Raw genomic sequence first — 23,128 nt, 5'->3', positions numbered from 1 at the left:
TCAGTAACCCGAAATCAGTTCACGCAACTCACGAATAATAGCTGCATTGGACTCGGTTCCTTCCCCATAACGTTTCCCAATCTCTTGACGTGCAACAGCCAAATTATCCTGATAATCTGCTGCTTCACGGTCCGGGTTGTTACGTTTGAATTCAACCATAACTTCCTGCACATGTTGCGGACGAGGTCCCCATTGGCCCAGTACATGTCCGCCTGTATCTGCAAAAATAACGACTGGGACAGAGCGTCCGCCCATCGTAAGGAACTCATCCATCACTTCAGGATGATTTTCCAAAATAAGAACTTCTGTCGGAATGCCGGAGATTTCCAGCGCCTGGAACACGACCGGAACATTGCGTACCACGTCGCCACACCAGTCAGCAGCCAAAATTAACACACGCAAATCATCGCGGTGATTCAGGCTTTCGAAAAATTCACGATCATCCTCACTTGGCCACGCAAAGTTGTCGTAGTTTGCCTGAAACTCACTTTGGTTCTTCGTCATGCTCTCAATGAAATCTTTCGGTGGCAGACCTTTACCGAATTTGTGAGACAAGTTTGGTTTCCCCATATCTAGACACTTCCCTTCTTTTTACGAGCATTCATCCATTTAATAAGTACATAAATAATCATAAGTGCGAGAGCAACGAGCAGAATCGGCATAATATAAGGTGCCGCTTTCTCGTTGATATGTTGCCATTGATCTCCAAGTATCATCCCTAAATATATAAACAATGCAGACCAAGGTATAACAGCGAGGGTTGTCAGCAAAATAAATCGACCCGTATGCATTTTGGATATGCCGGCAGGAATCGATATGGCATGCCTTACGACCGGAACAAAACGCGCCGTGAAAATGACCCCTGTCCCATACTTGCGGAACCACTCTTCGGAATGGTCGATGTGCTTTTTCTGGATCAGTATGTATTTTCCGTAGCGTTCAAGTACAGGTCTTCCGCCATAACGGCCAATCCAGTAAATAAATAGCTGGGCTATGACACCGCCCACGGTACCAAAAATCAATGCACCGAAAAAATTAATATGGCCTTGTGAAACGAGAAAACCTCCATATGCCAGTACAATTTCACTCGGAATAACTTCAAGCATTAGTCCAAGCATAATTCCAAAGTATCCAAGACTCTGAATCCAATCGAATAATTGATTGACAATGTTATGAATAACGTCCATCTCGACCCTCTTTCTTCATCCTGATTGGCAGTGCCCTTCCGCACCATGGATGTTCGTCCCTATTTTATCACAGGCCTCTAGCTGTTGCTACTTCACCCGTCTGGTATAGTGTCCCGCAGGCAGCCGTTTGCATATGGTATCGGGAGAGGAGCGTGAGAAAATGTCATTTAAATCAGCACCCGGTACTCCCCCGGTCAAACATAACACCCCAGGCCAGAAGCTGCCTTCTGCCCGAGGGATCCGAAGAGCATGCAGCAAGGAGCTGTATCGAACAGCCAAAAAGCTAAAGGTATATATCTCTCCCGAGCTGATGAAGCAGGCGGAGGAATTATATTATGGGAAGGTCATCGCCAATCTGCTCTGGATCGGAGAAAATCGGGATAATCGCAAAAAATTATGCGAATGGTGGAACGCGGATGTCAGCGCTGAGATTGCGACTCTATGGGGTGTGGAGGTAGAACCGCTGCAAGCTGCCTTTAAGAATGCGTTTGGCGGATATCGCCTGTAGGTTGGGAGTACTGGACAGGTAGACGAACAACTTATGGTGCAGCATATGCATATTGGTCGATTTTGAATAAACCCGAACTGCGTCGTAAACCAATACTTTCGTTGAACCCACGCGATATCATTCATGCCGTTAAATGTTGAATCATTCGATTTCATAAATCTCGTTCACCATCCGCGTTGAATGAGGTCAGATATTCAGGGACTTTTTCTGGTCACTTCTGAAGCAAGTGGACCAAAAGCAAGGAGCCGCAAATGATTCCCATAACGTAATGCTTCTTCTCCAAGCCCAAAACGCCGATCATTTCTCTCCTCCCCTGCTGCCACTTCTTGAGCCAATTGTCTATAGCGTTCGTACATCCTTACTCCAGCAGCAGCGGTCTGTCTTCCTCGTTCAGCATACCCTGACGCCAGTTCCCTCCGTGATGCCTGTTCCATCCAGTACAAGGCTTGGGACTGGCTGGACGCGTCAAAGCGATTCAGGGCCAGGCCATGTTCAAAATAGTTCCCAGCCGATTCCCCCCTACCCGATTGAGCGGCCAACCGCCCCAGCTCTCCGTAGAGTTGGGGTGAAGCAGGGGAAAAGGACAGGCTATGCACCAATATGGATTCAGCCTTTTCCGCTGGAAGCGTGCGGGACAGGGAGATGGCGATATCCGGCCTGTAGGGGTTAAACTTGTACGCCGCAGTAAGCAGCATCTTTCGTTCAGCACCTTCTGTATTTTTTGACAGGGCTAAACGATATTGTTGTTCTGCTGCCACTTGTTGTCCAGCAAGCCAGACTGTGCCGCCAAGCCAAAACATGACGAACAGTCCGGTCAATATCCGTTGAGGCCACGGGCTTATTGGGAGGAAAAAGCGAGGGCGTTTTGGGTCAGCCGCGGATTCCTGTAAAGTCGGAGACGAGAGAGCCCAACCTCCAAGCCAAATGAACATCATCCATAGGAAGGTGAAGCTCCAGTCAAAGTCCATAGCGCCATGGAGGCCAAAAACAATAACCGAGGGCAGCAGCTGAGGTGCATGCCTCCACATCGTTCGCAGCGTGGAAAGGAACCATTCGGCGATGAGCAGCAACCCGATCACACCTGTATCGAGGGCCAGATCGAGGAAGCCGTTGTGGACCTCGCCTCCGACATAAGGCGAGGATTGGATGGCGCGAAACATGTTGCGCCATGTCTCTCCCCCGTGGCCCAGCCATGCGGCCTCGGTCCAGAGCTTCAGGGCGTCCCGCCAGATCTGAAGGCGGGACAGCCCTGTGCCGACACCAGCCGCCATGCGGTCGGCGGTGGAGGCCACGGCCACAGTGCTGGCGGTGATCCCCGCCAGCACTGTGGCCGTAAGGGCAGCGGTGCGCGTACGAGCGCCGCTGTGCCACAAACGGCACAGCAGCAGCGTGCCGAGCAGCGCAGCTGCCCATGTCCCGGCCAGTGCCAGCAGGCCGGGCACGGGTGCAGGCGCCAGCTGGGCCGCAGCCAGCTGGCGGTAGAGCCAGGCCGCGCACGCCAGGGGCGCGGCCGTGGCCAGCAGCAGCGGCAGGCGGGCACCGCGCCGCTGCAAAGCGAAGGCGGTGAGCGCGGCGCAGCCGGTCGCCAGCCAAGCGCCGCGCGACTCGCTCAGCAGGAGCGCGGCTTGCGCGGGCATGAGCGGCAGCACTGCCGCGATGAGCCGTCCGGCCGACAACGGCCGGGCTATGGCGCGCGCGGCGGCAGCCAGCCGCTCCAATGCGTACATGCCAACAACGGCACCGTACGCATTGGGGTACTGCAGCAATCCGCCGAGCCGGGCTCCGGCGGAGCTGATCTCCGGGTCAGCGGTTCGCATGACCCCGTAAGGCAGCGGCAGCACACCGCACGCGGCAAGCACGCCGCTTAGCACAAGCAAGCCGCCTGCCAATTGCCAGCCACAGGCAAACCATCGCGCTCCGTTCGCGCGTGCGGCCAACGTAACGGTTAGCAACGCAAATATCGCCAGAAGGCTCCAGCGCAGCATCTCATCCATGCTTCCCTGTACGCTGACAGAGCCTATCCATACATGCAGGCCGAACCAGACGGCCATAGCCAGGGGCCAAAACATCCAGCGGAAATGAGCATGCTGCATAATGGCAGCATATAGTCGTTTGAGGTATTCCAACCACTGAGCGATCCCTAGCTGTCCTCTAGCCTTCGGTGCATTGAAGCACATAATGAACAAAACAAACCAAATAAGCACACTTCCTGATGCCATCCATACCATGGGATATACGTCCGTAGCATAAAACAATCCCCTACATAGACATCCTGCCAACAGTAAAGCCACTGAAATTAAACCAAGAACTGCCGTTAATACCGAACCTGATAATCCGGAGAACACTATCCCTTGATTTGCTTTGTCCACCTTGTCCAGCCTATTTGTATTATCTAACTTACTCCACTTATCCTTCTTATCTGATCTCGCCCCCTTCATGCTTCTCCCTCCTCTCTCTCTCGTCTCCATATTCTTCTTAATTAATTTCAAACCAAAAAAGACAGAAGCCCCAATAGGGTCTTCTGCCTGATTTCATGCCTTTGGCACATTATATATATTTTCACGGGACCCTCTTACCAGTATGTCCCATCAACGGCGATGGCAGACGAACTGCATCGTCTCAAACGATTAGCAACTTAATCATGCATTCATCCTTTTTACCATTCTGCCGTGAAACATTATGCATCACTCTTCATTATCCCTTTCAACAGTGATCACAGTGGCTAGCATCTTGGGTGGCATCTTTGATCGATTCCCCTTTTGAATTCTCTTGGTTTGCATCTATCCCAAGGTTCGCCGCAGCTTCTTTCAGCTTGCCGCCACCTGGGAGCAAGTCCGCACAAGCCCGCTCCAAATAAGGATCTGCGTGAATGAAATCACGGAATGCGGTATATTCGTTCCACATGTCAGCCGTCTGCCCAGCCTGGCCTCGTACGGCGCGGATTAAAATATTTTTCGGCGTATGCTCCATGTCGATAAATTCAAGCAGCTGCGTTTTGTAACCCATCAGATCGAGCAGCTTGGCACGAATGGCATCCGTTGCCAAAGCGGAGAAGCGTTCCTTCAGAATACCGTGTGACAATAACGGATTCATCACGTTGGATTCAATCTGGTCAAACAGCTCGTGCTGACAGCATGGTACAGATAAAATGACCGAAGCGCCCCAACGAACAGCTTTCTCCAAAGCAGCATCGGTTGCTGTATCACAGGCATGCAGCGTTACGACCATATCCACTTCATTCAGCTCGTCGTAGTCAGCGATGTCTCCAACGAGGAACTTCAGGTCACCGTAATGCAATTTGTTTGCCAGATCATTACAGTGTTCAATCACATCGGCTTTTAAGTCGAGGCCAATAATGTTGAGCGATCTGCGCTGTTGTACGGACAAATAGTGGTACAAAGCAAAAGTCAGATATGATTTTCCACAGCCAAAATCAACTATGGTGAGTGGGCGCCCCTCTGGCAAATGGGGGATAACGTCCTGCACCATTTCGAGGAAACGGTTGATCTGTCTGAACTTGTCGTACTTGCGAGCCAAAACGCGGCCTTCCTCGCTCATAATCCCCAGCTCGACCAGGAATGAAACGGGAACTCCATCTTCCAGCACATATTGCTTTTTGCGATTATGCGAGAGGTCCACCGCCGTCTTGGAAGCCGACTTGGTCAGGATGGACACTTTATATTTTTTGCTGATCAAAATTTGATAGTCTGCGTCTGTCGTACAGAGCAATCCTTGACGAAACGTCTCTTCGCACAGCAAAGTCATGCGTTCTGCCGCTTCAGCCGGAGTCAAATTCTCGTGCAGCACTTTGTTGGTATAATGAAATGCGAATTGATAATGAAGCTGATTCTTGAGCGTTACCGGCTTGACTTGCACTTTGGTATACGAGACATTGTCCCGTCTGCGCAGCTGGCTCCAGGTCGCTGTAATCAGCGAATTCTGTTCAAAGATGTCTTGTATAAGCTTTCGCAATGAATCCACGGGGGTACATCTCACTTTCGATTTGGTTTGGTCAACCGTTACCATACCACAATTCCGTTCCCTCTCCAAGTTAACGGCGTATTCAATTGGTTTATCGATTCAGCTCGGCAAGCCCCTCTTCCACTTCCTCACGAGGCAAACCACCTTGCTGCAATTGCTCATCTTCCAGTTGTCTTAACCTTTCATAGAAAGCCTGTACCTCACCCCGGTAATGAATGGGATGGTTGTCATCTACCTGAAGCAATCTGTACCAGCTGTTCTCAGCCTGATCATAACGCCCCTGCTGTTCACGATACAAGGCAAGCTGCTTTTCCGTTCGTGCCGGAAGTTCATATAGTTTCGTCTGCTCCAATATTCCCTCCACACGACCTGGTGCATCCAGCAGCTTCGGATTAGCCCCATGATTCAGTGCGTACAGGTAAAAATGAAGTGATCTCATCAGACGAATGAGTGCTTCATCCTCTGACTCCATTTTTTCCTGGTCATCTATGCCCTCTACTTTGGCCTTTTCATTATAAATGTACGCCTCTTCTTCGATCAGCCTGGCGGCGTGTTGCAGATTGTCCACTTCAATGACGCCGCGAAAACGGAACATTTCAATGACGTCTTCAGCCGGCAGTGAGTTCAGCAGAGATAAATTCAGTCCAAACTGCCTGCGCAGCAGCTCGTCCAGTTCGGACAGGGCCTCCGTATGTTTTCGCTGTTGTTTGAGTGTAAATACTTTGCCGATCGCTTCTGTCATTTCCTCCATCATGCGGAGCAGATAATCTTTCCTGAACATGCTATGTGCCCCCTCATCGTTCGATCATGTACATTCCACTTTGACTTGCATGATCCATTCTCATCATTTTAATTCATGCCATGACAAAAAGCCAAAACATGGTTTAATGGCTCTCCCATGCTCTGTCCCTGAACAAATAAAACCCCTGCCGTTCTGGAACGAACGTTGCAGGGGTTTAGCAAGGTATCGGCGCTCCGCCAAGGAGGCGAAATCATCGGATACTCTATTTATGTTCCTTTAAAATCACTTCGATAATCCCGTCAAAAATGATGTAATGACCTGAATTAATTCTTCCGGTGCTTCGTACATGCTCATATGTCCTGCCCCAGGAATCACGGCTTGTGTAATATGTGGCTTGTCACTTGTAAATGTACGTTCCGGCGGAATGACAGCATCCTTCTCTCCGGCAACCAGCAGGACAGGAAGTGGTGTCGCCGACAATACATCACGGCGGTCCGGACGTTCCCTCATAGCCAGTGCAGCTCCAGTTGCCCCTTGCGGAGCAGTCTGATAACCAATTTCCTTCACACGTGTCACTTGCGCCGATAGCGATTCTACATGTTCTGGTGCAAACAAACCGGGAACCAGCCCATCTACAAAGTGAACAATGCCTTCCGTCTGGATGGTGGATACTGCGCGAAGGCGTTTTTCCTTACCCTCCTCACTATCCGGATACGCTGTGGAATGAATCAAGCCGAAGGCATTCAATCGTTCTGGGTGGCGCTGTGCAATAGAAAGTGCGATATATCCGCCCATGGAGTGACCAAGCAGGACAGCCTTGTCCACCTTTAGCTCATCCATTAATTGCAATACGTCATTCCCCATCTGATCAATCGTATAACTACCTACAGGCGCGTCCGTTTTGCCATGTCCACGCAGATCGGGTACGATGCAACGATAGCTGCGTGCAAGCTCAGGCACTACTTCATCCCAGTAGGATGAACTGCCGCAGTATCCGTGGAGCAAAATGAGCGCTTCTCCCTTACCCTGTTCGGCATAACAAATCGTCGTTCCGTCACACATCACTTTTTCCATATAAATCCCTCTCTCTGCGCGAATTAAATTAATTCAAGTTGTATATTATTAAGCCTGCATACCATTAATGAAACGTTTATCTGTATTTCACTGCTTCGGCGACCGCCTCTGCAATCGTTCGGGACATGCCCATAACGAAATGAAGTGACGTCATCTGTAGAATGGAATAAGGTCTCGGTCCATTAGCATTCACTACAGCAGCCACGCTGTAATGACCAACTGGCGGCAGCTTGCCTCCAACCGATTTTGCCGGAATAAGTGGATGCTCCGCAAGATAGTATGTACCTGTTGCCTGTTTTGGACCCAGACAAGCATCTATAGCAATGATGGCATGATGTGACGGGACAAGCGCCAGCCTCCTCTCCAACGTATCCGCATCACAAGGAGAAGCCAGAGTCCCTACAACGTGATTCACTCCGGCCTCCTGCAGCAGACTGCCTGTCAGTGGGCCCAGTGCATCTCCGGTGGAACGGTCCGTACCGATACAGACAAAGGTAATTTCATCCGGTGAATGAAGCTTATAGATGTGCTTGAAAAATAAAACCAAGTCTTCTCCCTGCACATTTTGGCGGGCTTCCCTACTTTGATGACGAACCAATTCCCGCTTATATACTGCCAATCTCTTACCTCCTTTACACATGTACTTCCTGCTGAGGCTCTATGGTTATATTCCTCATTTTACCCGATGCTTGATTTCGCCGCAAAAGCATTGGCCTGAGCCTGTCCAATCATGATACAATGACAACAGTTTCCGATACGGAAGGGATGGACATAACGATGGATTTAACGCAAGCAAGCGCAGCCAACATGGAATATATGATTGAAGCAATCAAAACGAAACTGCGGATGGCCAGTGGAGCTGCCATGCAGGCTTCGTCTTTCCCACTTGAGAAGTATGAAGATTTGTTTGACCTGTATGAAATGGTCCTAAGCAAGGAACATCTGAGTATCTCTGAAGTGGAAGCCGTCGCTTCCGAACTGGGTAATCTCCGCAAGTCCTAGGGCTGCATCGCCCATGGAACGTTGAGTGGCTCCTTTATGAAGGCAGCTACCACAAGCTGTACAAAAAGGACCTGTTCTCCACATCACAGTGGAGAACAGGTCCTTTTGCAGCTATTTTTTTTCGTCAAGGCAAATCCACCAATACAAATTCAGCTGTCTCGCTGCCTGTACCTGTAATTTGCAGATCACAGCTTTTGCGGATTCGTGCAGCATCACCCGGCTTGAGATTGAAGTTGCCGTCTGAACATACAATCTCGATATGGCCACTAATCAGGAAGAGATGTGTACGCCGATCTTCATGTTGAGGGTACATTAATTTTTTACCGGATTCCAGGTGGGATAGATAGCAAGTTACATCCTGTGAAATTGGCAATGCTCCCTCTGCTCCTTCTCCCCCTTGTCCCGATACAATCGGGCAAAGACGGTTCAGATGCTCCTCAGCCTCTACACGACGATTGGTATACGAGGGCTTCAGCATGCGCTGGGATGGCAGGAACCACATCTGTAGGAAACGTACCGGTTCATCCTCGGACGGGTTAGTCTCTGAATGCTCTACCCCGGTACCCGCACTCATGACCTGAACCGTTCCCGCTTCCAACAATTGCTCCGTTCCCATGCTATCCGTATGTTTCAATGTACCTGATATGACATAACTAACAATCTCCAAGTCATGATGTGGATGTCGCTTAAAGCCTTCCTGCGGCATCAGTGTGTTGTCATTATGAGCCAGAAGACAGCCAAAATGGGCATTGCTTGGATCATCATAGTCCGCAAAGGAAAAGCTGAATTCACTGTGTATCCAACCTCGATCCGACGTGTGCCTTTCTTCCGATGTCACTACTTTAATCATGTTCATCCACCTCCAAGAGTTTAGAGCTGCCGCATTATCGCAGCAGTTCTTGCGTGTATATTTAGAATTCTATAGATCAATACCAGTTGGTATGTCATCTTTACCCGTGGTCCGGGAATTCTAATCACGCCCCTTGCTTATGGTTATACGCTTTCTTCAGGTGAGTGAAGCTTGAATTCAATCTCTGCCCGCCCTACGATTTTACCAGCGTCGTTCCGAATGTCAGGTGGATATACTTCTGCCAGTCGTTCAATGGTTTTCCGATTGCTATAGCCAATCTGCTCCAGAATGGATTGGGCAATATTGGCCCATTCTTCTTCTGAACCGTCAAGCACTTTGAACGTAATTCCGAGGCGTTCCTTTTTCAGGGCAAAACCAAACACACCCTTGAAGCCCCCCTTAGCTACAATGTTGCTATCTTCTAGCAGCACGGAATCCACACGCTTCGTTCCTCCTACCATTAACGGATATTCGTTCATGGCTCCAGTGATGGTCTCTACCGCGGAGCGTGTAGACGGGTCCTCGATCAGATCCGGGCAAGCCAGCTTCAGATATGCGTTGGACAATGCCGACAATGGCAACGAAAATACCGGAAAGCCGCAGCCATCCGTCCCAAGTTTAATCTCTTGCTGCTCAATCCCTGCCATATAGGCCATGGTCTCCAGAATTTCGCGCTGTACCGGATGTTCTGGCTCTGCATAACTTCCCAAATCGGCCTGTTTCATCTGAGTGTATGCGAGAACGCCCAGATGTTTACCAGAGCAGTTGTGGAGGATACGACGCTTCTCTCCTTGAGATCGCAGCCATTCATTTCGGCTTTCTTCATTGAGGGGGTAACTCGGTGCGCAAATCAAGCACCCTTCACCCAATCCTATTTTGCTTTCGATCTGTTCCAGCACCTGAATATGCATCGGTTCAGATCGGTGCGAGGAAGACATAATCGCAATCTCCTGGGCTGTCAGACCATAATGCCCGGCAATACCAGCACGAATCCCCGGAATGGCCTGAAAAGGCTTGGCGGATGAACGGGTAAACGCTCTAAAATGAGGGTCTCCGGCTGAATATACAACATTTCCGTTCTCATCCGTAATGCTTATGTGTCCGTAATGGGCGCATTCCATGACGCCCGCACGGTATTCTTTAATTAACAGGGCACTCTCCATGCGAGTTCTCTCCTTTATACTCCCGAATTCATCTCTGCTTTGCGTCACGACGCCGCATGGGATATCTTAAATAGTATAGTACAAAAGCGACGTTTTTACAGTTTTTTCGACAGACATTTCGGGTAATCCTTTATCGATCTTTATCTACCCACTACCATCACTGAAGGAGATATTCATTTATGTTGCGCAAAACGCATTACCCCACTTCCGGGTTAGCTCGCAAAACTTCGGTACGTCCACTGTTCAGTTGGGCTGGTGTCGGAATTATAGCCAGCGTTTCGGTCGTCTTCTTGCTGGCGGCTCTGGGAGCACTGCTGGGTACCGATGCTGTCCTTTCATTGGATGACCGTATCCAGCAGTTATTTTATCTGAACTCGGATTCACGTCTTCATCTGCTGCCTTTCATCTCATTCATTACTGCGCTCGGTTCTTTCAGACTTTCTGCCATCGCAGCCATCGGTTTTTCCATTCTATTCTTGTGGCAGCGCCGTCCCCGTTTCCTCATATATGGATATGCGTTACTCAGCAGTTTTGCCATGATGTGGATTCTCAACACCTTATTGAAGGAAATATTCAGGCGCAGCAGACCTGAGCTGGAACATCTGCTCGTTGTTCATGGATATAGTTTTCCAAGTGGTCATGCGATGATCTCAATGGGGTTTTATGGCATGCTCTTTGTCATCTGGGCGATTGAACGACATCAACGTGAGTCTGCCGTTGCTCTGCCTGTCCTTTGCGGAATCATATTTATATTCCTGGTCGGCCTTAGCCGTATCATGCTGGGTGTACATTTTCCAACCGATGTTTTCGCCGGATTTGCTGCTGGACTGACTTGGATCTTCTGCATGATAAAAGGGATTCAACGTTCCGTCTGAATTATATTATCCTACAATTTCCAGTACATCTCTCCCTACATTGATTGTTTCACCTTGAAGCACGGCGTTTATATACGAAGTAAGCAAACGCGAACAGACACCATCCTACATCAAGCACAAGGAGGCGGTTGTTATGTGGGGTATTATTATCAGCATTGTGATGGCCATCATTATCGGTGTAATCGGTGATGCACTTGCCGGTCATAACATGCCTGGAGGAATTATCGGTGCAATGGTTGCCGGATTTGCCGGAGCCTGGCTGGGAGCACTCTTGCTTGGTAACTGGGGACCAGTCATCGGTAACTTTGCCGTAATTCCTGCCATCATTGGTACAGCAGTCTTTGTCTTTTTGCTAGGGCTTGTGTCCAGACTATTCAGACAGGCTGCCTGATCGGTTAACAAGGTGTTCGTTGTTTCGTATCCGTTTCTTAAATTAAAGAAGGAGTGATTTGACATGAATAAAGCAGAAGAACAATATCCTGTACAAAGCGGTTCCACTTTCGCCAAAGGAATTTTCATCGGAGGTTTGCTGGGAGCAGCTGCAGCACTACTCTTTGCCCCTAAACCAGGACGCGAATTGCGTGGTGACCTTTCCGAGAAAGTGGGGATCGTAACAGATCGCACAAAAGAAGTTGCAGCGGTTGTTGGTGATAAAGCTTCCGAACTGGCTAAAACGGTCTCTTCCAAAACTTCTGATATTGCAAAAACGGTAAACCAAGGACGTAATGACGTTATGGACTCCGTAAGAAAAGCTTCCGCTGATGTGGCGAATGAAGCATCCAAAGCATCGGAAGAAGTGGCAACTGCTTCCGTAGAAGCCAAGGAAGATGTACGTAAAGAAATAAACTCGACCAGCCTGTAAGGCTTTGGATCGAGTAACCAATAGCCAGCTGTATTCCAGCTGGCTATTTTTTATCCACTGCGAGATTAAAGGAGGAAGAACATGAGTAAAGTCACAATGAATGGCAATACGCCTATTACCGGAGCAAAACCCGCACAACAGTATGATACCAGCGAACACCCTTTTGAATTGCGTCATGAGGTCAAACGTCTGAACACACGGCTGGATCAGATTGCAGACAGTCTGGAAAAATCTCAAATCAAGGATATTATCGAAAACTACAGCAGTCCCAAAAAACGCATCATTACCAACTTTACCGCTGGTATGGCACGTGGTTTGGGTTTGACGGTAGGGACCTTCGTCGTTCTTGGTCTGCTCGCTTTTATTCTCAGTCAATTCGTGAACATGCCGATTGTGGGACAATATATCGCTGACTTACTGGGATACATTGAAGATTATAAAAAATAAAAGGTACAGGGTGAGGCTTGCAAAGTCATCGCCTTCGTTTGCCATTGGCACGCTTCTCTGTTTCTTTGGCCGACGGCTGAGAGGCCTTCACTTTAAGCAAATCCCCTGTCCAGCCCTTCATCATCATCCATACATACATGCCGATCATGCTAATGATTATGAGTGCAAGGACGAGTACCACACCCCATGTTTTGTCGATCCAAGGTAAATTCTCGAAGTTCATTCCCCATATGGCTCCTGCAGCCGTTGCGGGCGTGAATACCGAGGTCACAAGGGTCAGCGTCTTCATAATCTCATTGCCCCGCACTCCTGAAATGGCATTATCAATGGAGATCAGTGTATCAATCTCTGTTTCATAATGTTTGAACAAACGTTCCATCCGTTCGATCCGGTGCTGAAGCTGCTGAAAAAAACGATTCTCTTTCAATTCATCCAGGTAGGCTTCCCTGGCGGCGGCCATCAGCTCAGAATACGGAATGAACAGGTTGCTCCAATACAGGAGCTCAAATCTGGCCGCAAGTATCTGATCCATCAACGTGCGAGCATTGCGGGATTCCATCGTCCGCTCCAATTCCCTCAGATTCATTTCAAAATGATCCATACCCACATGGTAATAATGCAATATCGCACGAAAGAGCACAAACATGCCGTCCCGGGCTTCACTGCACTGTTGTAACATGGCGGCACGTTCACCTGTGTTCATAATGCCTCTGGTATTGTCATCTACGTTCAAGGTAACCAGTCTTTCTTGATCCACATAGAAAAACATCTGATTATCTTTACGTTGATCGTTTCTTTCATTCTTAACTGCATATAATAATGACCCGAATATCACGGGCTCCGTGCCGTTCATGAAGCGGACGGACAGGTAGTTGGACTCTACCTCCGGTATTTTGCGAAGCCAGTACTGCATCTCTGGAAATGCGTTCGTTAGTTCCTCCAGGGCGTCAGCCATGCTCTCCTGATCCGGTGCCACCCAATCCCACCATTCCCAATGGTCTGAGTAGGTAGCCTTGTCCCGACGCGCTTCCAGCTTGACTTGATCCACCATCACAAACATCCACTCCTGCATTCATACTGTTCATTTAAGAAATCATTGATCCCAAAAAAGGACACGTATGCATTCCATTGGAATCACGTGTCCTTCTTTATGCCGTGCTCAATATCATCACTGATCTGCATCTCATAATAATGAAGCGTTCGACATAATCTGTTTTAATTTCTCAGTGGCTCGCTTCTGGATACGGGATACACTCATTTGGGATACTCCCAGTTTCTGAGCAATTGCCCGCTGCGACTGACCATCCTGAAATGCCAAAATAAGCACCTTTTGTTCCTGTTCCTTCAACTGTCCCAATGCCTGCTGCAAGTCCATCCGCTTCTCAACCGAATCGAAGTCATTCACATCAGAACTGATCAGTTCACCCAAAGTAGCTGCACTCTCATCCTGTGATAGCGGAGAATCCAGTGACACATAGTGGTAACATTCCCGACCAGCCAAGACTTCGATGGTTTCCTCAGGGGTTAAATCAAGGTATTCAGCAATCTCGTTCACACCTGGTGAACGCTCCAGCTTCACTGTCAATTCATCAATGGCATGCTGGACAAGTGCTCCCTTTTCCTTAATTCTGCGGGGCACCTGAATATACCAGGACTTGTCCCTCAAATAATTTTTCATATGACCGATCATACTCTTCATGGCATAAGGTTCAAACGGAATACCGAGATTGATATCGTATTGCTTCAGCAAACGAATCAGAGCCATCTGCCCGGTCTGATACAAATCCTCATACAGATCGGGTCGATTCCGCGCAATTTTACCTGCTGCCATCTTCACCATCGGTTCATATTTGCGGATAAGAACTGTTGCAATTTCGTTATCCTGGGTTTGCTGGTATTCCCAGATCAAACCTATAGCTTCAGACATGGACTCTGGGGGAGTCACTTTTTCATTCATACTTTCTCCTCACTTCTTGCAAGACGTTTTACGAGTACTACTTTCGTACCTTTGCCCGTCTCACTTTCCACACTGACATCGTCCATCAGAGCTTGCATCAGGTAAAATCCAAGTCCACCGATTTGGGCATCTGTCAGCTCTTTGTCGTGAAGGCCTGAACGGGATACCGCCGGGTTAATGTTCTCGAAGCTGGCTCCTTCATCTTTGACGGTGATAGCCAGCGTGTCACTATCCACTTCGAACACAACCTCAACCATGCCGCCTTCGTGTGAGTAAGCATACAGTACAGAGTTGTTACAAGCCTCGGATACAGCAACCTTCATATCCTCAATGTCCTCATAAGAAAATCCCATTTTGGACGCAACACCATATAAATTGAGCCTTACAATATCAACGTAATCAGCTGTCGCCGGTAAATTAAGGGTGACTCTTTGAACTTCTGCATTCATTCCTTTTTCGATCCTTTCCTATTGGGAATTCTTCTGTGAGACAAAGAATTTGGCAATACCCGTCATATCAAAAAGTTTCTGAATTTGCGCAGGAACTTCCTGTACTTCAAAGCGAGCTTCCATTCCATGCCGTGCTTTCAGAACAGATAACAGGATACCAATTCCTGTACTATCAATGTACTTCAAATCTTGCATGTTAATGATCAAATCTTGTTCCTTGTTGTCCACTAAGGGCTCCATTACCAAACGGAATTCAGGAGCAACCGACAAATCCAGTTCGCCAGTCAGATACACCGTGCATACGCCGTCATGTGTTTCTGTTCTTGCATTGAATTTTTCATTTTTATTTGTATTCATTAGACATCTCTCTCCTGATCAATGGTTTCTTTACCTAATAACCCATCTACAGCCCATATGAAACAGTAATCGAATTAGCAAATATTTCAATTAGCCTGATTTATGGCCGATCTATTGGATTTGAACAATTGCCTTTCTTCCTGAAATCGGGACAACTTCTGTTTCACATTGCCCATTTTCACAGGTTTGCTGATGTAATCGTCCATACCTACAGTGGAACAGCGCTGTTGAATACCATCCATGACATTGGCGGTCATTGCTACAATAACCGGCTGCTGGTCTTGAGGAAGGCTCTCACGAATTCTGCGAGTACACTCCAATCCATCCATCACGGGCATTTGTAAGTCCATAAATATATAGTCATAATTGCGGTTCGCCAGAACCATCTCCAGCGCTTTCTTGCCATCTTCAGCGATATCTGCGATGAGTCCAAGCTTGCCCAGCATAATGGACATCAGCTTCTGATTAATAGGGTGATCATCGACAATTAATACGCTTGGATGCATTTCATCATTTTTTTTAATGTCCGTAAGCTGATCTTCCCCCATACCTGTCGTCAGCTCCTTCTCGACATACCGCTGCGCCTGAATGGTAAATACAAACGTTGCACCACGCAGTTCCGATGTATCCAGATATATCTGACCACCCATCATTTCGACGAGCGTTTTGCATATAGCGAGCCCCAGACCGGTTCCACCATACTTGCGCGTCATGGATGTATCCAGTTGGGAAAACGGCTGAAACAGACGGTTTACTTTATCTGGTGCTATACCTATTCCTGTATCTTTTACAGCAAACTCCAGCGTCATTCGCCCGTCTTTTTCCTCATTAACGGATACGATCAGATACACGCCGCCATGGTCCGTGAACTTGATCGCATTGGCAATCAGATTCAACAAGACCTGGCGCAGCCTAGCCATATCTCCATAGATCAGCTCGGGTACCGAATCTTCCAGGAAATATTCCAGCTCAATATTCTTTTTGCCAGCTTCTACCGTGAACAGTCTCAGCACTTCACGAATACAGGAAACAAGTTCGAACGGATGCTCTTCAAGCTCCATTTTGCCGGATTCCATCTTGGTGAAATCAAGAATATCGTTAATCACCGTAACGAGTGCATCGGCACTGCGACGAACAATGTCCGCGTATTCCTTCTGATCTTCCTTCAGATCCGTTTCCATCAACAGATCAACCATACCGATAACACCATTCATCGGCGTGCGAATCTCATGACTCATCATGGCAAGGAACTCGGTCTTCGCGTTTGCCGCGATTTCCGCTTCCTCTTTGGCCTGAATGAGCTGCTGATTCATTTTCTCCAGTTCCTGCGTCTTTTGATGCAGCAGCATCGTCTGTGTTTTCAAACGTTTATTCGTGATAAACATTTCTACAAAGCCCTCGATTTTGGATTTCAAAATCTGAGGGATAAATGGCTTGACCATATAATCAATGGCCCCTGCGGAATAACCTGCAAATAAATGCTCTGCCTCTCTGCTATTTGCAGAGATGAAAATAATCGGCACGTCCTTGGACTTGTCACGCGCCTTAATTAACTTTGCTGTCTCAATTCCGTCCATCCCAGGCATCTGCACATCCAGCACAATGACCGCAAATTCGTCTTTCAGCAAACAGCGAAGTGCCTCTTCCCCGGAGGTTGCCTTGACGAGCTTGTACTGTTCCGATTCCAGAACCGCTTCGAGAGCGAGCAGGTTCTCGGGGCGGTCATCTACCAATAATATGTGGATTGGTTCATTGAGCCCCATGACTAAGCCTAACCCCCTATTTAATCTTCCGGTATATTTTTTCCGTCCGGTCTAACGGCTCGTAGGCATCGCTGAATTCCGTAAAATGTATCGATTCTTTAGACCCCAGAACTAGGATGCCGAAGTGGCTCAAACTTTCATGAAAAAGTCCGTGCACATGGTTTCGCAATTCATCATTGAAATAAATCATGACATTGCGGCAGAAGATTACATTAAACTCGTTAAATGACCGGTCTGTTGCCAAATTATGTTCGGCAAAAATAATATTTTTCCGTAGATAAGGATGAAATATAACGGAATTATATTTCGCGGTGTAATACTCCGAGAATGCACGGGTGCCCCCGGCTTCCAGATAATTTGTAGTATATAATTTCATTTTCTCAATGCCATATACGCCTTCCTTGGCCTGCTGCAATGAGCGATCGTTCATATCGGTTGCGTATATTCTTGCCTTGTCGTACAGTCCTTCCTCATGCAGCATAATCGCCATGGAATAGACTTCTTCCCCTGTAGAACAGCCAGCATGCCATATCCGGATGTATGGATAAGTCCTCAGTATAGGAATAATCTGTTCCCTGAAGAATCGAAACAAAGATGGATCACGAAACATTTCCGTTACAGGGATGGACAAATTCTGTACAAAACGATCAAATACAGAACGGTCATGCAGCACCCTTTCCTGTAAACCAGAAATGGTCTTCAATCCTTCGGCATGTACGTAATGCCAGATTCTGCGTCTTAACGACGGTAATGCGTAGTTCCTGAAATCATATCCATATAAACGGTGCATACCTTCCAATAGCAACTCGATCTCGATCAGTTCACGCTCTTCATCTTGCGGCATGCGGATCGATTCTGCCTCCGCCTCGGTAGGTTCCCACGGTGTCATATTTTCTCTCCACTTCTTCATTTGTTACTTGCGTAATAGATGTATTGTCCTTCATTACCCAAACTATCGGGTTACGAATACAGCCATACCCGCATCAGGGATAACAATTGATCCGTTTGGATCGGTTTTTTTACATAATCGGATGCTCCAGCCTCAATACACTTGCCTCGATCCTCTTTCATCGCTTTTGCGGTTAAGGCGATAATTGGCAGTTTTTCGAATTTCGGTATCTGTCTGATCCGTGTCATCGCCTCATAACCGTCCATTTCCGGCATCATCATGTCCATTAATACCAGATCGATTTCCGGGTTTTTATCCAGAATCTCCAAAGCTTCACGACCGTTCTCCGCAAATGTGACATCCATGCGATAACCTTCAAGCACGCTTGAAAGGGCAAATACATTACGGATGTCGTCATCCACTAACAATATTTTCTTTCCTTCAAACAAGGTTTCCTTGTTATGCAGCTTCTGCAGAATTCGACGTTTGTCTTCCGGCAGGTTAGCTTCTACCCGGTGCAAGAACAAGGTCGTCTCATCGAGCAGACGTTCAGGTGATTTCACGTCCTTGATGATAATGGACTCTGCGTATTTGCGAAGCTTCATCTCTTCTTTGCTGTCCAGCTCTTTACCTGTATAAATAATGATTGGCAGATCATTCAGATACTGATCGTCCCGAATCTGGTCAAGCAGCTCGAATCCGGTCATATCTGTCAGCATCAAGTCCAGAACCATGCAGTCATAGCGTTGGCTGTGCAATTCATTCAAGGCTTCACTGCCAGTGGACACTGCTGTAATAGCGACATCATCGTGGCCGATCAGTTCAATGATGGCTTTCCGCTGTATTTCATCATCTTCCACAATCAATAGACGTTTCAGTTGATTTTCTGTATAGGATTCGATATGCGAGAAAGCTTTATCCAGCGAATCTTTACTGGAAGGTTTTTTCAAATAAGCAATGGCACCCATCATCAACCCTTGCTTCATATCATCAATTACCGAAATAACATGTACCGGGATATGACGTGTCGCCGAGCTGCTTTTCAGCTCACCCAGAATCGTCCAGCCATCCATCACAGGCAACTGAATATCGAGGATGATCGCATCCGGCAAATATTGACGGGCCATTTCGAGTCCTTTGTCTCCCTGAAGCGCCACAATAGCCTTAAATCCTCTGCCTCTCGCCATATCCATTAAAATGTGCGCAAAATTCACATCGTCCTCAATGATGAGTATAATTTTGTCACCTTCCAAGAGGTTTTCCTGATCATCCTCCAATATTACAGGTACAGGTGAGTCGGATGGAGGCAGCTCCATAATTGAAATGCTTTCCGGGTCAGGTGTCAGTACGGTCTGTCTGCCCGAACGCATCGTCCGTGAGTCTCTTACTGACTTATCAATCTCAGAAGAAGCAGCAGCTTCTCTTGCCGCGTCGTCCACCTGAACTTCCTCTTCGTGATTATCCGGCAGGAACAAGGTAAAGCTGCTGCCCACACCTTCGGAAGACTCTACCTGAATAGCTCCCCCAAGCAGACGGGCAAGTTCGCGACTTATGGACAAACCCAGACCCGTTCCACCATATTTACGGCTGGTTGTACCGTCCACCTGCTGGAATGCTTCAAAGATCAGATCCGTCTTGTCGGAAGGAATTCCAATCCCGGTATCCTTCACGGTGAAGCCTACATATTCCTGGTTCGTATTCAGATACCCAGGAAGATCTTCTTTCTTCATCTTCCGTCCAATCAGGCTTACAGATCCCCGGTTGGTAAACTTGAACGCGTTCGACAACAGATTCCGCAAAATCTGTTTAACGCGATGGCTGTCGGTATATACCCATTCCGGCAAATTATTGTCGAACTCAATGTTCAGGCTGAGTTCTTTTTTATTCGCCATCGGGCCAAAATTCTGTTGAACAAAGCTGGTCAGTTCTTCCATCCGCATCGTTTCATAATTGATATCCATTTTGCCTGCATCCACTTTGGACAGATCCAAAATTTCATCAATCATTTTCAGCAAGTCCGCACCGGACATATAGATCGTCTGAGCATACTCCTGCTGTTTAACACTCAGGTTTCCATCCTTGTTCTCCGATAACAATTGGGACAGGATCAGAAGACTGTTAAGGGGTGTACGCAGTTCATGCGACATGTTTGCCAAAAATTCCGACTTGTACTTGCTTGTCATCGACAATTGCATCGCTTGCTGTTCCAACTGGGTTTTGGTTTTCTCAATCTCGTCGTTCTTCTCTTCCACTTCACGAACCTGTTCTTCCAGTGCGCGAGTCTTGGCAATCAGTTCGGTATTAAAGTGCTCTAATTCTTCCTGTTGACGCTGTAACAGCTCTTCAGAACGTTTGAGAGCTCCCGTCTGTTCTTCCAGATTTTCATTAGAACGGCGCAATTCCTCTTGCTGTGTCTGAAGCTCTTCAGACTGCACCTGCAATTCCTCTGTGAGCGCCTGGGATTCACGCAGCAGTTCTTCCACTCGCAAACGACGACGAACGTTGTTGAGAATGACGCCCAGATTCATAATCAGCTGTGAGAACAACTGTGTATGCAAATTGGTGAACCCTTCAAATGAAGCCAGTTCGACAACACCAATCAGTTCATCCTCAAATACGACAGGATAGATCATCACACCAGAAGCACGCGATGATCCCGTTGCTGATCCGATGTCCACATAATCCTCTGGCGTTTTATCCAGAATAATTGGCGCCATATCCAATGCGGCTTGACCAATCAATCCCTCGCCAATACGGTAAACCTCTTTGCCAACATCTTTATTCTCTTCAAACGCGTAGGCACCATACCGTCTCAATTCGTCCGGATGTTTCTCTTCATCGATCAGGTATACGACACCCAGTTGAGCTCCAAGCACAGGTGTGAATTCACTGATAAACATCTGTGAGATCTGGCGAATCGATCCTATACCCCGCAATAATTCCGGAACTCTGGCTATGTTGGAACTCATCCAGTTCTGATCCTGCTGCGCTTGTAGATAAGCTTTCTCAACTTCCAGTTTTTCTTCCAAATCATTGGAGACATCCTTGAACACACTGGCAATCTGACCAATTTCGTCGGTAGACTTCACCTGTATGCGGCGAATGGTCCGATAACGGCCTTTTCCAAAGCTGGTGATCATCATGGACACGGTATTCAGCCCCCGTGTAATACTTGGCAGCACCCACATAATGACACCCAATGCAAGTAACAATCCGGCAATCATGATGGCTACGGTAATCTGAACCGCGCGCATATAGGCTGCATTCGCATCTTTAATCTCGGTATCTATCTCCTGGTCCTGAAAACGGGACAAGGCATTCAAGCTATCTACAGCTTCCTTCTGCACCGCCAAGCCGGTTGAATTCCGGTAGTTATTGGCATCTTCCACCCGATTCTGGGACATTAAGCTGACCTGTCTCGCGGCATAAGCATTGTAAGCTTCCCAGGCCGTATTCACACGATCTACCAGTTGGTGCTCTGGTGCACTGTCTGCCCGGTCCCGCACTTCCTCAAGGTAGCCTTTGCCCTTTTCCTGCATGGCCTTCAAATCACTGTCTGCGGCACTAATTGAATTGTTGGGATTCAGCAACAAGTTAGCCAGCACTTTGGCTATATCATTAACCTCTCCACGTGCAGCAGAAGTATATCTGACTTTAAGGTATCGCTCCTGATACATCTGATCGAGCTGTTTATTGCTGCTGTTCAGCCGTTCGTAACTCACAAACGTAAGCACGATCATGATAGCCATCAGAGCGGTAAAGCCAATCAGCAGTTTATTTCTGATTTTCATTCAGCTTCGACCCCTTTATTTAAGGTAATCCACACCAAACATTTATCATCATCCCGCTCCTGCAGAATTTCATCATCGAAGAACAACGCCTGCATGGCCGCTTCATCCCACTGGTGGGAACCCGCCAGATGTTCCTTCAGAAATGCCTGCTGCATTTCCTGATCACCTTGAACAGCTTCAGTCAGCCCATCTGTATAAAGTGCAATGTGACCATCACCCTCATAGTGAATCGTCTGTGGTTCAATATCCATTTTGTCGAACAGTCCTACAGGACAGCAGACGCTGTCAAACGTTGTCACACTTCCGTCGTGACGGAAAAAGAGTGCTGGCGGATGGCCTGCGTTAACATAATCAATCCGCTTCATGCGTGTATCTACGACCAGATATATCGCTGTAAAATAGTACTGTACCAGCTGTTTTTCCAGATGCAACTGATTAAAGCGACGATTCAGCTCCTGAATAACCTTTTCCGGGTCCACATACGTTGTAACCGTGTCTTTCAACACGGAAGCAATAAACATGGTAAATAGGGATGAAGATATCCCATGCCCCATCATATCCAGCAGTAGTACCCCATATCTGCCTTCGCCAAGCGGGTACCATGAATACAGATCACCCGCCAGCTCAAAGGAAGGCTTATAAATGGCATTAACGTGAAACAACGGGTCTTCAATAGCGGGACTTAACACAGCATTCTGTACCATCGCCGCAAGCTTCAGCTCATCCTGAATCCGCTGATCACGCTCTTTATGCCAGTCCTTCTCCTGCTTCAGACGAAGCGCAAGACGGATTCTGGCCATCAGTTCGACTTTGTTAATCGGTTTGGTCACATAATCGGATGCCCCTGCATCGAGCGCCTCGGCCAATTTCTTGGAATCTCCGATCGCGGTTACCATAATAATAGGTATATCCTTGAGATTTTCGAATTTCTGCACAATACTGCATGCTTCGATTCCATCCATCTCCGGCATCATCATATCTAGCAAAATCAGGTCAATATCCGACGGCTTGGGACGAAGTTCATTGTTTTCCTCACCAATCCCTAGGATCTCAAACATCTCCATAGCAGAACTTGCCGTTACAATGTCACGATAGTTTTCTTTTTTCAGAATTTCTCGAATGATAATGACATTCGTCGGATTGTCGTCAACAATAAGTATTCTCATTTCTATCTCCTTATCTGTGGCGTCCGGGTTTGTCGATTCTTATCAGGTCAGCTAACAACCTTAAT

23 protein-coding genes are annotated in these 23,128 nt (G+C 47.7%); 6 read left to right on the top strand and 17 right to left on the bottom strand.

Annotated elements, in window-relative coordinates; all coding sequences use genetic code 11:
• Together HW560_RS10505 and HW560_RS10500 are read right to left on the bottom strand one after the other, a co-directional pair.
• On the bottom strand, positions 1–570 hold the full coding sequence (locus tag HW560_RS10505; protein WP_179263007.1) for a thioredoxin family protein: 570 nt from the start codon (positions 568–570) through the stop codon (positions 1–3).
• 2 nt (positions 571–572) lie between these two features.
• Positions 573–1,187, bottom strand: coding sequence for an undecaprenyl phosphate transporter UptA (locus HW560_RS10500; protein WP_062329994.1), 615 nt, complete (start codon positions 1,185–1,187; stop codon positions 573–575).
• A gap of 160 nt (positions 1,188–1,347) precedes the next feature.
• Here HW560_RS10500 and HW560_RS10495 point away from each other — a divergent pair, with 160 nt between their 5' ends.
• On the top strand, positions 1,348–1,695 hold the full coding sequence (locus tag HW560_RS10495) for a dehydrogenase (RefSeq protein ID WP_090904732.1): 348 nt from the start codon (positions 1,348–1,350) through the stop codon (positions 1,693–1,695).
• A 194-nt stretch (positions 1,696–1,889) separates the two neighbouring features.
• Here the strand turns inward: HW560_RS10495 and HW560_RS10490 are convergent, their stop codons facing one another.
• From HW560_RS10490 to yyaC, 5 genes are all read right to left on the bottom strand, one after another.
• Positions 1,890–4,133 carry an O-antigen ligase family protein gene (locus tag HW560_RS10490; RefSeq protein ID WP_179263005.1) on the bottom strand — a complete coding sequence of 748 codons (2,244 nt, stop codon included), beginning with the start codon at positions 4,131–4,133 and terminating at the stop codon, positions 1,890–1,892.
• Between the two features lie 265 nt (positions 4,134–4,398).
• Complete coding sequence (locus tag HW560_RS10485; protein WP_090904765.1) at positions 4,399–5,676, bottom strand: class I SAM-dependent methyltransferase; 1,278 nt, start codon at positions 5,674–5,676, stop codon at positions 4,399–4,401.
• 91 nt (positions 5,677–5,767) lie between these two features.
• Positions 5,768–6,457: a DUF6483 family protein gene (locus tag HW560_RS10480; RefSeq protein ID WP_090904730.1), complete on the bottom strand. Its 690-nt coding sequence runs from the start codon at positions 6,455–6,457 to the stop codon at positions 5,768–5,770.
• 243 nt (positions 6,458–6,700) lie between these two features.
• Positions 6,701–7,492 (bottom strand): alpha/beta fold hydrolase, encoded by a 792-nt coding sequence (locus tag HW560_RS10475; protein WP_090904729.1) that lies wholly within the window; start codon positions 7,490–7,492, stop codon positions 6,701–6,703.
• A gap of 76 nt (positions 7,493–7,568) precedes the next feature.
• The gene (gene yyaC / locus HW560_RS10470; RefSeq protein WP_257031836.1) at positions 7,569–8,111 is read right to left on the bottom strand and encodes a spore protease YyaC; all 543 of its coding nucleotides are present in this window, start codon (positions 8,109–8,111) and stop codon (positions 7,569–7,571) included.
• Between the two features lie 158 nt (positions 8,112–8,269).
• On the opposite strand from yyaC, the gene HW560_RS10465 reads away from it, so the two are divergent.
• Positions 8,270–8,494, top strand: a complete 225-nt coding sequence (locus HW560_RS10465; RefSeq protein ID WP_090904727.1) for a DUF1128 domain-containing protein — start codon at positions 8,270–8,272, stop codon at positions 8,492–8,494.
• A 124-nt stretch (positions 8,495–8,618) separates the two neighbouring features.
• Here HW560_RS10465 and HW560_RS10460 read toward each other — a convergent pair whose 3' ends face one another.
• A complete protein-coding gene (locus tag HW560_RS10460; protein WP_179263001.1) occupies positions 8,619–9,344 on the bottom strand; it encodes a pirin family protein in 726 nt (241 codons plus the stop codon).
• A 143-nt stretch (positions 9,345–9,487) separates the two neighbouring features.
• Positions 9,488–10,507 (bottom strand): asparaginase, encoded by a 1,020-nt coding sequence (locus HW560_RS10455; protein WP_179262999.1) that lies wholly within the window; start codon positions 10,505–10,507, stop codon positions 9,488–9,490.
• 179 nt (positions 10,508–10,686) lie between these two features.
• On the opposite strand from HW560_RS10455, the gene HW560_RS10450 reads away from it, so the two are divergent.
• The 4 genes from HW560_RS10450 (at position 10,687) to HW560_RS10435 (ending at position 12,691) form a co-directional block, all read left to right on the top strand.
• Positions 10,687–11,382, top strand: a complete 696-nt coding sequence (locus HW560_RS10450; RefSeq protein ID WP_179262997.1) for a phosphatase PAP2 family protein — start codon at positions 10,687–10,689, stop codon at positions 11,380–11,382.
• Between the two features lie 133 nt (positions 11,383–11,515).
• Positions 11,516–11,773: a GlsB/YeaQ/YmgE family stress response membrane protein gene (locus HW560_RS10445; protein ID WP_090904723.1), complete on the top strand. Its 258-nt coding sequence runs from the start codon at positions 11,516–11,518 to the stop codon at positions 11,771–11,773.
• A gap of 63 nt (positions 11,774–11,836) precedes the next feature.
• Positions 11,837–12,244 carry a YtxH domain-containing protein gene (locus tag HW560_RS10440; protein WP_090904722.1) on the top strand — a complete coding sequence of 136 codons (408 nt, stop codon included), beginning with the start codon at positions 11,837–11,839 and terminating at the stop codon, positions 12,242–12,244.
• An 81-nt stretch (positions 12,245–12,325) separates the two neighbouring features.
• Positions 12,326–12,691 carry a DUF5665 domain-containing protein gene (locus HW560_RS10435; RefSeq protein WP_090904721.1) on the top strand — a complete coding sequence of 122 codons (366 nt, stop codon included), beginning with the start codon at positions 12,326–12,328 and terminating at the stop codon, positions 12,689–12,691.
• Positions 12,692–12,716: 25 nt separating this feature from the next.
• Here the strand turns inward: HW560_RS10435 and HW560_RS10430 are convergent, their stop codons facing one another.
• The 8 genes from HW560_RS10430 to HW560_RS10395 all read right to left on the bottom strand — a co-directional run bounded on the left by HW560_RS10430 (position 12,717) and on the right by HW560_RS10395 (position 23,063).
• Positions 12,717–13,742 (bottom strand): magnesium transporter CorA family protein, encoded by a 1,026-nt coding sequence (locus HW560_RS10430; RefSeq protein WP_256222514.1) that lies wholly within the window; start codon positions 13,740–13,742, stop codon positions 12,717–12,719.
• Positions 13,743–13,874: 132 nt separating this feature from the next.
• The gene (locus tag HW560_RS10425; RefSeq protein WP_024631358.1) at positions 13,875–14,648 is read right to left on the bottom strand and encodes a sigma-70 family RNA polymerase sigma factor; all 774 of its coding nucleotides are present in this window, start codon (positions 14,646–14,648) and stop codon (positions 13,875–13,877) included.
• Complete coding sequence (rsbW, locus tag HW560_RS10420) at positions 14,645–15,097, bottom strand: anti-sigma B factor RsbW (RefSeq protein WP_090904720.1); 453 nt, start codon at positions 15,095–15,097, stop codon at positions 14,645–14,647. Before rsbW ends, HW560_RS10425 begins: the two co-directional genes overlap by 4 nt.
• Before the next feature lie 18 nt (positions 15,098–15,115).
• Positions 15,116–15,454 (bottom strand): STAS domain-containing protein, encoded by a 339-nt coding sequence (locus HW560_RS10415; RefSeq protein WP_053778980.1) that lies wholly within the window; start codon positions 15,452–15,454, stop codon positions 15,116–15,118.
• An 86-nt stretch (positions 15,455–15,540) separates the two neighbouring features.
• Positions 15,541–17,217, bottom strand: coding sequence for a response regulator (locus HW560_RS10410; RefSeq protein WP_090904719.1), 1,677 nt, complete (start codon positions 17,215–17,217; stop codon positions 15,541–15,543).
• Positions 17,218–17,233: 16 nt separating this feature from the next.
• Positions 17,234–18,106, bottom strand: a complete 873-nt coding sequence (locus tag HW560_RS10405; RefSeq protein ID WP_177185912.1) for a CheR family methyltransferase — start codon at positions 18,104–18,106, stop codon at positions 17,234–17,236.
• A 71-nt stretch (positions 18,107–18,177) separates the two neighbouring features.
• Complete coding sequence (locus tag HW560_RS10400) at positions 18,178–21,897, bottom strand: response regulator (RefSeq protein ID WP_179262995.1); 3,720 nt, start codon at positions 21,895–21,897, stop codon at positions 18,178–18,180.
• Positions 21,894–23,063, bottom strand: a complete 1,170-nt coding sequence (locus tag HW560_RS10395; RefSeq protein WP_111620660.1) for a PP2C family protein-serine/threonine phosphatase — start codon at positions 23,061–23,063, stop codon at positions 21,894–21,896. Before HW560_RS10395 ends, HW560_RS10400 begins: the two co-directional genes overlap by 4 nt.
• Positions 23,064–23,128: the final 65 nt, after the last annotated feature.

Origin of the sequence: Paenibacillus sp. E222 (assembly GCF_013401555.1) — a bacterium.
Classification (GTDB): Bacteria; Bacillota; Bacilli; order Paenibacillales; family Paenibacillaceae; genus Paenibacillus.
Note: the sequence above shows the minus strand (reverse complement) of the source record. Positions and strands in the feature narration are given on the sequence as shown.

Bases quoted from the DNA above. Each gene is read 5' to 3' on its own strand.
- HW560_RS10495 (WP_090904732.1), top strand. From the start codon at position 1,348: ATGTCATTTAAATCAGCACCCGGTACTCCCCCGGTCAAACATAACACC.
- HW560_RS10435 (WP_090904721.1), top strand. From the start codon at position 12,326: ATGAGTAAAGTCACAATGAATGGCAATACGCCTATTACCGGAGCAAAA.
- HW560_RS10425 (WP_024631358.1), bottom strand. From the start codon at position 14,648: ATGAATGAAAAAGTGACTCCCCCAGAGTCCATGTCTGAAGCTATAGGT.
- HW560_RS10400 (WP_179262995.1), bottom strand. From the start codon at position 21,897: ATGAAAATCAGAAATAAACTGCTGATTGGCTTTACCGCTCTGATGGCT.
- HW560_RS10415 (WP_053778980.1), bottom strand. From the start codon at position 15,454: ATGAATACAAATAAAAATGAAAAATTCAATGCAAGAACAGAAACACAT.
- HW560_RS10500 (WP_062329994.1), bottom strand. From the start codon at position 1,187: ATGGACGTTATTCATAACATTGTCAATCAATTATTCGATTGGATTCAG.
- HW560_RS10465 (WP_090904727.1), top strand. From the start codon at position 8,270: ATGGATTTAACGCAAGCAAGCGCAGCCAACATGGAATATATGATTGAA.
- HW560_RS10410 (WP_090904719.1), bottom strand. From the start codon at position 17,217: ATGGGGCTCAATGAACCAATCCACATATTATTGGTAGATGACCGCCCC.
- HW560_RS10405 (WP_177185912.1), bottom strand. From the start codon at position 18,106: ATGACACCGTGGGAACCTACCGAGGCGGAGGCAGAATCGATCCGCATG.
- HW560_RS10460 (WP_179263001.1), bottom strand. From the start codon at position 9,344: ATGATTAAAGTAGTGACATCGGAAGAAAGGCACACGTCGGATCGAGGT.
- rsbW (WP_090904720.1), bottom strand. From the start codon at position 15,097: ATGAATGCAGAAGTTCAAAGAGTCACCCTTAATTTACCGGCGACAGCT.
- HW560_RS10430 (WP_256222514.1), bottom strand. From the start codon at position 13,742: ATGGTGGATCAAGTCAAGCTGGAAGCGCGTCGGGACAAGGCTACCTAC.
- HW560_RS10445 (WP_090904723.1), top strand. From the start codon at position 11,516: ATGTGGGGTATTATTATCAGCATTGTGATGGCCATCATTATCGGTGTA.
- HW560_RS10450 (WP_179262997.1), top strand. From the start codon at position 10,687: ATGTTGCGCAAAACGCATTACCCCACTTCCGGGTTAGCTCGCAAAACT.
- HW560_RS10480 (WP_090904730.1), bottom strand. From the start codon at position 6,457: ATGTTCAGGAAAGATTATCTGCTCCGCATGATGGAGGAAATGACAGAA.
- HW560_RS10475 (WP_090904729.1), bottom strand. From the start codon at position 7,492: ATGGAAAAAGTGATGTGTGACGGAACGACGATTTGTTATGCCGAACAG.
- HW560_RS10440 (WP_090904722.1), top strand. From the start codon at position 11,837: ATGAATAAAGCAGAAGAACAATATCCTGTACAAAGCGGTTCCACTTTC.
- HW560_RS10395 (WP_111620660.1), bottom strand. From the start codon at position 23,063: ATGAGAATACTTATTGTTGACGACAATCCGACGAATGTCATTATCATT.
- HW560_RS10455 (WP_179262999.1), bottom strand. From the start codon at position 10,507: ATGGAGAGTGCCCTGTTAATTAAAGAATACCGTGCGGGCGTCATGGAA.
- HW560_RS10490 (WP_179263005.1), bottom strand. From the start codon at position 4,133: ATGAAGGGGGCGAGATCAGATAAGAAGGATAAGTGGAGTAAGTTAGAT.
- HW560_RS10505 (WP_179263007.1), bottom strand. From the start codon at position 570: ATGGGGAAACCAAACTTGTCTCACAAATTCGGTAAAGGTCTGCCACCG.